At 52.8% G+C, this 11,693-nt stretch carries 14 protein-coding genes and 1 rRNA gene; 13 read left to right on the top strand and 2 right to left on the bottom strand.

Going from position 1 to position 11,693, the window contains the following annotated elements:
- Nucleotides 1-113 (top strand): 23S ribosomal RNA (locus AC3Y2E_RS27365); the annotation flags it as partial.
- A gap of 208 nt (nucleotides 114-321) precedes the next feature.
- Here the strand turns inward: AC3Y2E_RS27365 and AC3Y2E_RS27360 are convergent.
- Nucleotides 322-843, bottom strand: a complete 522-nt coding sequence (locus tag AC3Y2E_RS27360) for a hypothetical protein (RefSeq protein ID WP_379216104.1) — start codon at nucleotides 841-843, stop codon at nucleotides 322-324.
- Nucleotides 844-1,109: 266 nt separating this feature from the next.
- Here AC3Y2E_RS27360 and AC3Y2E_RS27355 point away from each other — a divergent pair, with 266 nt between their 5' ends.
- From AC3Y2E_RS27355 to rsmI, 10 genes are all read left to right on the top strand, one after another.
- Nucleotides 1,110-1,286: a sigma factor G inhibitor Gin gene (locus tag AC3Y2E_RS27355; RefSeq protein ID WP_379216109.1), complete on the top strand. Its 177-nt coding sequence runs from the start codon at nucleotides 1,110-1,112 to the stop codon at nucleotides 1,284-1,286.
- A 208-nt stretch (nucleotides 1,287-1,494) separates the two neighbouring features.
- Nucleotides 1,495-2,970 carry an aminotransferase class I/II-fold pyridoxal phosphate-dependent enzyme gene (locus AC3Y2E_RS27350; protein ID WP_379216102.1) on the top strand — a complete coding sequence of 492 codons (1,476 nt, stop codon included), beginning with the start codon at nucleotides 1,495-1,497 and terminating at the stop codon, nucleotides 2,968-2,970.
- 71 nt (nucleotides 2,971-3,041) lie between these two features.
- Entirely contained in the window at nucleotides 3,042-3,704 is a 663-nt protein-coding gene (gene tmk / locus AC3Y2E_RS27345) for a dTMP kinase (protein ID WP_379216100.1), read from the top strand.
- Nucleotides 3,705-3,876: 172 nt separating this feature from the next.
- Nucleotides 3,877-4,206, top strand: coding sequence for a cyclic di-AMP receptor DarA (gene darA / locus AC3Y2E_RS27340; RefSeq protein ID WP_190931634.1), 330 nt, complete (start codon nucleotides 3,877-3,879; stop codon nucleotides 4,204-4,206).
- A 34-nt stretch (nucleotides 4,207-4,240) separates the two neighbouring features.
- Nucleotides 4,241-4,687, top strand: a complete 447-nt coding sequence (locus tag AC3Y2E_RS27335; protein WP_379216098.1) for a YaaR family protein — start codon at nucleotides 4,241-4,243, stop codon at nucleotides 4,685-4,687.
- 20 nt (nucleotides 4,688-4,707) lie between these two features.
- The gene (holB, locus tag AC3Y2E_RS27330) at nucleotides 4,708-5,676 is read left to right on the top strand and encodes a DNA polymerase III subunit delta' (RefSeq protein WP_379216096.1); all 969 of its coding nucleotides are present in this window, start codon (nucleotides 4,708-4,710) and stop codon (nucleotides 5,674-5,676) included.
- A gap of 23 nt (nucleotides 5,677-5,699) precedes the next feature.
- On the top strand, nucleotides 5,700-6,503 hold the full coding sequence (locus tag AC3Y2E_RS27325) for a PSP1 domain-containing protein (RefSeq protein WP_190931637.1): 804 nt from the start codon (nucleotides 5,700-5,702) through the stop codon (nucleotides 6,501-6,503).
- Nucleotides 6,504-6,572: 69 nt separating this feature from the next.
- Entirely contained in the window at nucleotides 6,573-6,929 is a 357-nt protein-coding gene (gene yabA, locus AC3Y2E_RS27320) for a DNA replication initiation control protein YabA (RefSeq protein WP_332075373.1), read from the top strand.
- Nucleotides 6,930-7,020: 91 nt separating this feature from the next.
- A complete protein-coding gene (locus AC3Y2E_RS27315; RefSeq protein WP_379216093.1) occupies nucleotides 7,021-7,836 on the top strand; it encodes a tRNA1(Val) (adenine(37)-N6)-methyltransferase in 816 nt (271 codons plus the stop codon).
- Nucleotides 7,837-7,868: 32 nt separating this feature from the next.
- On the top strand, nucleotides 7,869-8,762 hold the full coding sequence (gene rsmI, locus AC3Y2E_RS27310) for a 16S rRNA (cytidine(1402)-2'-O)-methyltransferase (RefSeq protein ID WP_379216091.1): 894 nt from the start codon (nucleotides 7,869-7,871) through the stop codon (nucleotides 8,760-8,762).
- Nucleotides 8,763-8,885: 123 nt separating this feature from the next.
- Here rsmI and AC3Y2E_RS27305 read toward each other — a convergent pair whose 3' ends face one another.
- Nucleotides 8,886-9,149, bottom strand: coding sequence for an AbrB/MazE/SpoVT family DNA-binding domain-containing protein (locus tag AC3Y2E_RS27305; RefSeq protein ID WP_110843775.1), 264 nt, complete (start codon nucleotides 9,147-9,149; stop codon nucleotides 8,886-8,888).
- A gap of 433 nt (nucleotides 9,150-9,582) precedes the next feature.
- Between AC3Y2E_RS27305 and AC3Y2E_RS27300 the strand changes: the two genes are divergently transcribed.
- Complete coding sequence (locus tag AC3Y2E_RS27300; protein WP_379216089.1) at nucleotides 9,583-10,875, top strand: HD domain-containing protein; 1,293 nt, start codon at nucleotides 9,583-9,585, stop codon at nucleotides 10,873-10,875.
- Between the two features lie 46 nt (nucleotides 10,876-10,921).
- The gene (locus AC3Y2E_RS27295) at nucleotides 10,922-11,689 is read left to right on the top strand and encodes a TatD family hydrolase (protein WP_379216087.1); all 768 of its coding nucleotides are present in this window, start codon (nucleotides 10,922-10,924) and stop codon (nucleotides 11,687-11,689) included.
- Nucleotides 11,690-11,693: the final 4 nt, after the last annotated feature.

The following is an 11,693-nucleotide window of genomic DNA, read 5'->3' as shown; positions in this document are numbered from 1 at the left end:
TGAGATTTCCCAATTCGTAAGACCCCTGGTAGACGACCAGGTTGATAGGTTCGGGGTGGAAGCGCAGCAATGTGTGGAGCTGACGAATACTAATCGGTCGAGGGCTTATCCTACAATACTCCACGAACCTTCGTGGAGGCCTCAAGAGCCCTTGAGGTAACGTTTCAATCTCTCTCTTCTTCGGTTCGCATTCAGTTTTCAGGGAATAAACTCTTTATTCATTGCTAAAAACCACGCATTCATGACGTGGTTTTTTTGTTTTCCTACGCAACCATTCCCCGTCTATCCGGTCCGCACGAAAAAACCCGGAGCATCTCCGGGCTATTCCATGTAGAACGAAGTATCGTTCCGGGTAATTTTGAGAAGTCCCGGCTTTCCAGCGCGCTTCAACAAAAAGATGATCCACATTTGCGGGAGCATGTACCAGATATGTGTGGCGAGAAGCGAGAGCCAGTAAGGCAAGGGAACCCACGGATACAAACAGCCGAGAACGGCAAGCCCGATCCAGAACAGCTGACGGTGAATACGAATAAAACCGCCAAGCGGGGCATACTCTCCCGGGATCAAACCAAACCAGGGCGGACGAACGTCGAACGACCAGGAGCCGCGCTGGCCGGAACCGAGATATTTCAAATACAAGGAGGTCAAACCACAGAGCATAAGCGGGATCAGCACGATCCCGCCGGCCATCCACAGCAAGCTCCAAGCCGATACGGCTACAGCCAGATAAAGTGCCGCAGAAAGCGGTAATACCCCGTAGAGCAGCAGCGGCAGGGGGCGGTGGCGTATGCGTTTGACTAATTTGTAGTTATAGACCGTTGCTTCTTTATCCAAGCGATGCAAGTAAATATACCTCCCGGCTGACGGTTCGCTGCTTCTGCAAGTACGCGATGACAAGATCTTCGAAAAGATTTCCTTTCTATTATATAAGGAACGCGATAACAATGGAACCATTCGCCCAGTTCCCACATACTTTATCTTACCATCCGCGATTGGTTTGAACAGGGACTGTTTTTTTCTCGAAAATCCGGGTAACTCTAGTTTACGAGATTCGATTTTGTGGCATACTGGTAGAGAAAAGGCGGGTGAACCGAGTGGAACAAGAGGAAATGAAAACCTACACTTGTATCATATGCGACCAGCCGAAGCCAGAAGGGATCATGATTTGTTCGGAATTTATATGCGACGCTTGCGAATCGGAGATGGTCCAGACGGATGTATTGGATGCCAAATATCCGTTCTTCATTCATCGGATGAACAAAATATGGTATAAAATGAACGCTTAGGCCTAACCGAAGCGATCAAGTTGCCGTGGCCTTTGGCCGGAGAGACGCTTCGTCCAGGGGTACGTACAGGCCCAAGGTATCGGGCTGAGAGGGTTTGTTAAAAGCTGTATGTTTCAAAAGGTCTTCCGGCGAGGGGCAGGCCTTTTTTTGCTTTTTGGCTCCTTGATCCTGTATGGTTAATGTATAGCGGCAGGAGGAGGCAAAACCTATGAAACGCGAGGATGCGCCGTTACTGGAGGCGCTTTTGACCCATAGCAGCAACTATGAAACCGGCTTTCACGTACCCGGACACCGCTCCGGAAGAGGGCTGCAGCCGGAAGCTTATATTTTTCAGGATATTATGAAAATTGATTTGACCGAATTAACCGGACTGGACGACCTTCACGACCCGGAAGGACCGATTCTTCAGGCGCAACAGCTGGCTGCACAATGCTTTGGCGCCGAAGCGACGTTTTTTCTCGTAAACGGGAGCACGGTAGGCAACTTGGCGGCTGTGTTAACCCTATGCTCGCCTGACGATATCGTTATCGTTCAAAGAAATGTGCATAAGTCGATTCTGCACGGGTTGATGCTTGCCGGCGCCCGCGCGGTTTTTGTACAGCCGCTCTGCGACGAGGCTTCCGAATTGCCGGCAGGCGTTCGGCTGCACGATGTGGAGACGGCTTTGCAGCAGTATCCGGAGGCGACAGGGGTCATTGTGACCAATCCGAATTATTACGGGATGGGGATCGACTTGACGAAGCTTGCGGACTTGGTGCATGCATACGGCAAGCCTCTTGTCGTGGATGAAGCTCACGGTGCGCATTACGGCTTTCATCCGGATCTTCCCCAGTCGGCACTAGCCGGAGGAGCGGATGTAGTGATCCAGTCGACTCATAAAATGCTGACAGCTCTCACGATGGGTGCCATGCTCCATGTTCAAGGCCCGCGGGTCGACCGCGAGCTGCTGAAGCAGCGTCTCGCCATGCTGCAAAGCTCCAGCCCTTCCTATCCCATTATGGCTTCGCTGGATGCGAGCCGGCGTCTGCTTCATACGGAAGGAACAGGTTGGATCAGCCGCAGCCTGCAAGAACTAGAACGGTTGGAGCTGGCGATTCGGCGGTGGCCGTGGTACCGGACTCTCCAAGCATCGCCTTCGGCCGCATACGAATCGAAGGACCCGTTTAAGGTGACTGTATCCGACGTTACCGGGACGCTCGACGGTTTCATGCTCCGCCGGCAGTTGGAGGGCAGGGGGCTGATGTGCGAGATGGCCGACCCCAGGCATGTGCTGCTCGTGTTCAGCCTGTCTGTACAGAAGTCGGAGATCGACGCTCTGTTGGCGGGACTGGAGCAAATCGCTGCCGATTTCGACTTGGCAAATAAGCTGAATAGCAGCAAGGGAGAGCACCTCCCGGCCGACCGTGCGGAGACGTATGAGACAGGGACAGGGGTGTCCGAGCCGGTTCCGTTCCGTATGGCCAAGCCGGGACACTTGAGCGCGGTACCGGTATCCGAGGCGTCGGGATTCGTATCGGGGGAGATGATTATTCCCTACCCGCCGGGGATTCCGATCTTATATCCTGGCGAGCGGATCACGGAACAGAGTGTTCGTGTTTTAACCGAGCTGGCCTACAAAGGCGCGAAATTCCAAGGGGCTGCCGACCCGAAGCTTCGAACGATTCAAATTGTTAACATAAGATAAGGGCAGGAAATGGAAGATGTAATAGCGAATGTATAAGAATGGCGAAAATGCTTACCATGGGAGAACAGATCGTGACTACTACTGGATTTTTCGTAACGGTTGAAGGCGGAGAAGGTGCAGGCAAGACGACGGCGATTCGCTCGATCGAACAAGTATTGATGCAGGCGGGGTATGAAGTCGTCGTTACCCGGGAGCCCGGCGGTATTGCGATTGCGGAGCAAATCCGTGAAGTTATATTGGACAAAAACAACGTCACGATGGATGGAAGAACGGAAGCGCTGCTGTATGCGGCCGCGAGGCGTCAGCACCTGGTAGAGAAAGTAAGGCCGGCTTTGCAGGCCGGGAAGGCGGTGCTGTGCGACCGGTTCATCGATAGCAGTCTTGCGTACCAAGGTTATGCCCGCGGACTCGGTATAGACGAAATATTCGATATCAACCGGTTTGCCATCGATGGAACGATGCCCGACCTTACTTTATTTCTCGACGTATCGCCTGAAGTAGGGTTAGCCCGCATTCATGCCAATCGGGAGCGCGAAGTCAATCGGCTTGATCTGGAAGCTCTTTCGTTTCATGAACGGGTCAGAGCCGGATACCGACAGCTTCTCGAACGGTTCCCGGACCGGATCATCCGCGTCGACGCCGATCAATCGGAGTCGGATGTCGTCCGTGCCTTGTCGGATGTCGTAACGGATCGATTGCGCAGCAGGAACACTACCAAGCAAAATAGTGTATAATAAAGTGATGTGCCCCTTCGAAAGAAGGGCTCATCCTGTCGAATGGTTGGTTGGGTCCGCGGTATGATTTGCCAAACAGGCGCATCCGTACGCCTTGTAAACGTTTTCTGTAAAATGTGGTATAATACGCATACGGACGGTGCCTAACAATCGATCAGAGGAGGGATTGCACATGAAACTGGTAATCGCGGTAGTACAGGATAAAGACAGCAACCGGTTGTCGAATGCACTGGTTAAGGAAGGATTTCGTGCGACGAAGCTGGCCAGTACCGGCGGTTTTCTGAAGGCCGGCAATACGACGTTTATGATCGGGATTGAAGATGAACGAATTCATGAAGTGTTCCATGTTATTAAAGCGAACTGCAAAGTACGCGACCAACTGGTAACGCCGGTGTCGCCTATGGGAGGCACGACGGATTCTTACATCCCGTTCCCGGTCGAAGTGCAAGTTGGCGGAGCAGCCGTGTTCGTTCTTCCTGTAGAACGTTTTGAGCATTTCTAAGTTACTACGTATATAAAGGAAGGAACTAGACGTCGTGAAAATCAATCCCGGCTGGCGCCCGTTCGGGAAACCGATCCAAATGAGCGATGGTCCGGCATCGACCCCGATCGCACCCAAAAATTTCTCCGATATGCTGAATCAGCAAGACGGGAAAGCGGATGCCGAGCAATTGAACCGGATGCTTCAACAAATTCAACTGCAGGGCGAGCGTCTGAGCAAATCGATGACGGTTCGCGAACTGCGTGCCTATAAGCTGCTGGTTAAGCAGTTTCTGGAGAAAACCGTACGCAAAGGGATCGGTATTAAGGATACGACCGGATGGGACCGCCGCGGGCGCGGCAAACGATATAAGCTGCTGGACGAAATCGATCAGCACCTGATCGGGATGGCGGACGAGATGCTCGATACGGAAGAAGGCAAGATCGAGCTTCTGAGCAAAGTCGGAGAAATCCGCGGGATGCTGATCAATCTGTTTTACTAGCTTTCATGGAGAGAGTGATTATGAACTTTCAATCGATACCGGGACAGGAGAGGGCCAAGCGCTTGCTGCAAAACGGCTTGCGTCTGGACAAACTGTCCCATGCTTATATATTCGCCGGACCGCTCGGCAGCGGACGCAAAGAGATGGCGAGAGCGTTCGTGGCCGCATTGTTCTGTACGCGCGGCTCCGACGAAGCTTGCGGCGAATGTCTGGAGTGCCGGAAGCTGGCGCACGGCAACCACCCCGATCTGACTTGGGTGGAGCCTGACGGAGCGAGTATCAAGATCGATCAGATTCGTACGCTTCAGCAGCAGTTCGCTTATCGTTCGTCTTCATCCGGGACTAAGGTTTATGTACTGAACGAAGCCGACAGGATGACGGTTCAGGCGGCGAACAGCCTGCTCAAGTTTCTGGAGGAGCCGCAGACTCCGTCGATCGCGATCCTGATTACCGAGAACGGACAAGCCCTGCTGCCGACCATCCAATCCCGTGCGCAATGGGTTCCGTTCCTGCCGCTGCCACCGGATCAGATGAAGGGTGCGCTCCTGGCCGAAGGGCTTCAGGCCGAGCTTGTGCACCCCGCAGTCCATCTCGCCTCCGGGCTGGAGGCGGCCCGATCGCTTATCCAAATAAATTGGTTTGCAGAAACGAGAAACGTGATGATACAATTGATGAAGGATGTGGCAAGCAAACAGCCGTTTGTCGTATCCGTTCAGCAGAAGGTTATAAAGTCCGAAGTAGCCGATCATTTGGACACCTTGTTCGATATGATTATATTATGGTACAAAGATCTCATTCATGTATCGTTCGGCAGAAAACGAAGCATTGTTTATATAGATCAGGCGGACTGGCTGGCCAAGCAAGCTTTTACCCGGGACGCCGACGGTTGGATCAGTTGCATGGAACGTGCCGTAGAGGCGCGCAAGCGGCTTCGATCCAACGCTAACGCTCAGCTTGTTTTGGAGCAGTTCCTGATCGGAGTGAAATAATGTTTTACTCAGGGGGGGAGCAGGTGTATAGTGTCGTAGGAGTCCGTTTCAAAAAAGCGGGCAAAGTGTATTATTTCGATCCCTCGGATCTTCCTATACAGCAAGACGACGCGGTAATCGTGGAAACGGCGCGCGGAGTCGAATACGGAAAAGTCGTGATCGGCAGACGCACCGTCGGCGAATCGGATGTCGTACTTCCATTGAAGCGCGTCATACGAGTTGCGGACATATCCGATGCCAAACTTGTCGATGAGAACAAAAATGCAGCCAGAAATGCGATGGTTACTTGCCAGGACAAAATTCGGGAGCATCAGCTGAAGATGAAGCTGGTGGACGTGGAATATACGTTTGACCGCAACAAAATTATTTTTTACTTCACAGCCGAAGGCCGGATTGACTTCCGGGAGCTGGTTAAAGACCTGGCCGGCATATTCCGGACACGGATCGAGCTTCGCCAGATCGGAGTTCGCGACGAAGCGAAGATGCTGGGCGGCATCGGCCCATGCGGGCGCATTCTGTGCTGCTCCTCCTTTCTCGGAGATTTCGAGCCGGTTTCGATCAAGATGGCGAAGGATCAAAATTTATCGCTGAATCCGACGAAAATTTCCGGTTTGTGCGGCCGGCTGATGTGCTGCCTGAAGTATGAGCACGACCAGTACGAAAGCGGCAAGCAGGAGATGCCTCGGGTCGGCAGCGTCGTCATCACGTCGATGGGCAACGGAAAAGTGGTTGGCCTGAATGTGGAGAATCGCACGATCAAAGTTCAATTGTTCGATACCGGTAAAGTAGAGTTCATGCCTTGCGACGATGTCGTAGAACAAGATTAGCCGATACATGACACGGCGGGCCAGACCTAATCGGCCCGCTTGAAGTATAGTTGGCACTGGGGTGCGGACGTGGAGAAAAAAGATCTGTTTACGCATATGCAGCAATTGGAAGATCAGGTGGGCGGGATTCATCAATACATCGGAGAATTGAAGCAGGAAATCGTCCAACTGCTGGAAGAGAACAAAAGACTTACGATTGAAAACCAGCAGCTGCGCAAGCTGCTGCGGCGTGACCCGGAGCCGCCCGAGATTGTCCAGGAGCAGGAGCAGACGGATAAAGCGGCCAAAGAAGCTCCAATCGTCGGTGAAGGTTATGATAATTTGGCCCGGCTGTATCAAGAAGGGTTTCATATATGCAATGTGCATTACGGACATTTGAGAACGGAGAAAGATTGCTTGTTCTGCTTGTCGTTTCTAAACAAATAAACCGAGATGGACCGTGGAGTGCAAAAGACGGCGGGAATCAGCTGCCGGATGAGCCGCTCTGCGGTTTTTTCTGGAGAAGGGAGCGTAAGTCATGGACCGACATGTGGACATCAGACCCGGGGAACGTTTGGACGACTTGCTGACACACGATATCCGAATCATTCAAAGCGATGACGTGTTCAGCTTCTCGCTGGATGCGGTTCTGCTGGGCCGGTTTTGCACCGTGCCGCCTCGCGGGCGGGTCGCCGATCTTTGTACAGGTAACGGCGTTATCCCTCTGCTGCTCTCGACGCGAACAAAGGCGGATATAGTGGGTGTGGAAATTCAGGAGAGGTTGGCCGACATGGCCGTCCGCAACATGCGGTTGAACGGCTTGGAGGAACGGATTCGCATCGTGCAGGACGATCTGAAAGCGGTACACTTGTCGCTGGGGTATGGGAAATTCGACATGGTGACGGTGAATCCCCCGTACTTGCCGGTTGCCTCCGGAGATTTAAAGACGAACCCGCATATAGCGGCGGCCCGTCATGAGATCTACTGTACACTGGACGACGTACTGGCCGCATGCAGCCGGCTCGTCCGGACCGGCGGCAAAGTAGCGATGGTGCACCGCCCCTCCCGGCTTGCCGAGATCGTGTGCGGAATGAGACAGCACCGGCTGGAGCCGAAACGGATGCGGCTTGTTCATCCGAGGGAGGGCGAGGAAGCGAATATCGTACTGATCGAAGCGGTTCGCGACGGGAAGCCGGAGCTTCGGGTGCTCCCTCCGCTTATCGTCTACGAGGGGAGCCAGTATTGCCGGGAGCTGCTCGACGTTTATTACGGACGAAGCGACAGGCTCGGAACGGATGAACCGGATCTGGAACGTCAGCAGGTGGAGACGGGTAAAGGTGAGATACCTTTATAAGGAAGCTAGCCAACGTATCGGAGGGATTGATTTTGACTGTGAATAACCGCAATAGGAACAGCGGGGAGGGACATCCCGGGCCGGGGAAGCTGTATCTGGTGGCGACGCCGATCGGCAATCTGGAGGACATGACGTTCCGCGCCATCCGCATCTTGAAAGAGGTGGGCTGCATCGCCGCCGAGGATACCCGGCAAACGCGCAAGCTGCTTACTCACTTTGAGATTCCGACGCGCCTGGTCAGCTATCACGAGCATAACAAGCGGGCAAGCGGACCGGAGCTCGTCCGGATGATGGAAGAGGGGCAATCGATCGCTCTGGTGAGCGATGCCGGAATGCCGGCCATTTCCGACCCGGGTTATGACCTGGTGTGTCTGGCCATAGAGGCCGGTATCGATGTCGTGCCGGTACCTGGTGCGAATGCGGCGCTGTCTGCCTTGATTATATCGGGTCTTCCGACGGAACGGTTTTTGTTTGCGGGTTTTCTCCCCAGGGAGCGCAAGAAGCTGAAGGAAGAGCTGGAGCAGCTTCGTTCCGTGCCCGCCACCCTGATTTTCTATGAATCTCCGCATCGGATAACGAAAACGCTCGAGGTGATGCGCGAAGTATGGGGAGATCACCCGATCGCGGTAGTTCGGGAGCTGACTAAGAGATACGAAGAGGTGATGAGGGGCTCGTTCGGTGAATGCCTGGACATCTTGCAGGAGAGGGAGCCTAAGGGAGAATATTGTCTGGTCGTGGACCGGAACGGGGTGGACCCGGCAAGCGGATCAGGCGAAGCGGGAGATTGGTGGACAGGGTTATCCGTCGCGGAGCATGTAGCGAAGTACGAGAGGGAAACCGGGGATAAGAAAGAAGCGATGAAACGGGCGGCCGCAGACCGAAAAGTAAGCAAGCGGGACATCTACAATGCGCTGCTTGAAAAGTAAAATAAAAAAAGATCCCCATGCGTATGCCATCACAATACGCTTGGGGATGTAGAGGAGATATATAAAGGTTAGAATTAACAATGTTCGTATTCCTATTATAACCTATAATTTCGATTTTGTCTTTTAATTTGTCATAGATTTATAAATTTCTGCGAGTTCGGCCAAACATTCTTTGCTGATCATTTTACCTTTGAAGTAAACCAGGTTGTCAGCGTTCCCTGTAAAGATACAAGCCGGTTCATATTTCTTAAGCATGATCCGTTCGCCATCTACGTAAATCTCAAGCGCATCTTTCTCCCCGATTCCCAAAGTACGGCGAAGCTCTATTGGAATCACGACACGCCCGAGCTCATCAACCTTTCGGACAATACCAGTGGACTTCATCATGTGTATTTCTCCTCCCAAATTAATTCGTCATTATTCGACATTCTTTTCACTATTAATCATACCAACCATTCCCATAACAGTCAACCGAATTTGGGGCTCCTGAACGTGATTTGGCGCGCGCAAATTATTGTTGTTGACATAGAAGGTGCTGATAACACTGGGTATTTTCGCAGTCCTCGTGGAAGTAAATACCTTACATTCCATGTAAAGATAGAGCGGAAGTTGTCAGTTTTTCGCGAGATTTGACTGTCAAAAATTTAATATTATTCGACAATTTTGCGGCATTATGTCGAACTTCGGCGACAATTTCCCTGCGTTTGTCAAGGCGGCTCGAAACCTTTCCGGTAGGTGATTTGCCCGATATTGGTATATACTTGAAGAGAACCAACAACAGCGATTATTTCTGCAAAATTCAAGTACGGGAGGGTTGGGTATGCCCCGCCAATTGCGCGAAGAAAAAGTGTTTAAAGACCCGGTGCACAAATACATCTACGTCCAGGATGAGACGATCTGGAATCTGATCAATACGAAAGAGTTCCAGCGGCTTCGCCGGATTCGCCAGCTGGGAACTTCGTTCATGACGTTTCACGGCGCGGAGCACAGCCGCTTCTCGCACTCTCTTGGCGTCTACGAAGTGGCCCGGCGCATCATCTCCCAATTCGAACGGAACGGATACGCCGATTGGCCGAGCGAGGAGCGGCTGTTGTGCTTGTGCTCCGCGCTTCTTCACGATATCGGGCACGGTCCATTCTCGCATTCGGTCGAAAAAGTGTTCGGCACCCATCATGAAGAGTGGACCTGCAAGCTGGTGCTCGGAGATACCGAGGTAAACCGCGTGCTGTCGGAGGCTGATCCGGAACTTCCGCGCAAAGTGTCTGAAGTCATCTGCAAATCGTACGAGAAAGAAATCGTAGTCAGTCTCATCTCCAGCCAATTGGACGCCGATCGGATGGATTATTTGCTTCGCGATGCTTATTTTACCGGGGTCCACTATGGAACATTCGACATGGAACGCATTCTTCGCGTCATTCGGCCGCACCGGGGCCATATCGTGGTGAAGGAAAGCGGCATGCACGCGATCGAGGATTACCTGATGTCGCGTTACCAGATGTACTGGCAGGTTTACTTTCATCCGGTTACGCGCAGCTCGGAAATTGGGCTCCGTAAAATATTCGAAAGAGCAAAGCGGCTTTATGGGGACAGCTACCCGTTTCGATTTTTGATGGGGCCGCTTGTAGGACTGCTGGAGAACAACTTGTCGATCGGCGAATATTTGGAGCTCGACGAGTCTTATATCCAAATGACCATTATGCAATGGAGCAAGGAACAGGACCCGATCCTGTCGGATTTGTGCGAACGGTTCCTGCACAGACGGCTGTTTAAATATACCGCAACCGACGCCTGGGACGAGCCCCTCGAGCGGGAACTGCGGTCCCGGCTTGCTGCGGCCGGCATCGATCCGGACTTTTATCTGGAGATTGACTCCATCACCGACATGCCCTACGACGTATACCGGCCCGGAGACGAAGAAGAAAGCTTGCCGATCCTGTTGTTAAGCGATCAGGAAGGGCTTACGGAAATATTGCGAAAGTCGGATATCATCCGCTCGATCAGCGGAATTCATAGAGGGAAGCAGCATATTTATTACCCCGAGGAGCTTGTCCGGGACAGAGCGTCGGCGCTCCCTAGCAGCATCCGGAAAATGCTCGGCTTGGACGGGGTATAATAGTAGAAAAGGTCTCGAATATCATTGTTTTTGGAAGGATGGATATATGCTTACCGATACGCACACGCATATGAATGCAAGCCAGTTTGACGAGGACCGGGATCAAGTCATCGAGCGCGCCCGCGAGCAGGGGGTCAGCCGGATGATCAACATCGGCTTTAACCGGGAGACGATACCGACCTCGCTAGAATTGACCGAGCGGTACGACTTTATATATACGGCGGTGGGGTGGCATCCGACAGATGCGCTCGATATGAAGCCGGAAGATCTGGATTGGATTGAGCAGTTATGTTCCCGGGACAAAGTGGTGGCGATCGGTGAGATCGGGCTGGACTATTACTGGGACACGTCTCCCAAAGAGGTGCAGCACCGCGTATTCCGGGAACAGATCCGGCTCGCCAGAAAGCTTGGCATGCCGATCGTCATCCATAACCGGGACGCTCATCACGACGTCGTTCAATTGCTCCGGGAAGAAAAAGCGGAGGATGTCGGAGGCGTCATGCACTGCTTTTCCGGCAGTTGGGAGACGGCCAAGCTGTGCCTCGATATGAACTTTTATATTTCGTTCGGGGGGCCGATTACGTACAAAAACGCGAAACAGCCGAAGGAAGTGCTTGCTCAGGTGCCGCTTGACCGGCTGCTTGTCGAAACCGATGCGCCGTATTTGACCCCGCACCCTTTCCGGGGAAAACGGAATGAGACCGGATATGTGAAACTGGTTGCGGAAGCGGCGGCGGATATACTAGGCATTTCGTTCGAGGAGCTTGCCAGGATCACGTCAGAAAATGCGACACGGCTGTTCCGTCTCCCCTGATCCG

The sequence above is a fragment of the Paenibacillus sp. MAH-35 genome (genome assembly GCF_058135425.1).
This window is presented reverse-complemented; position numbering and strand designations above follow the sequence as displayed.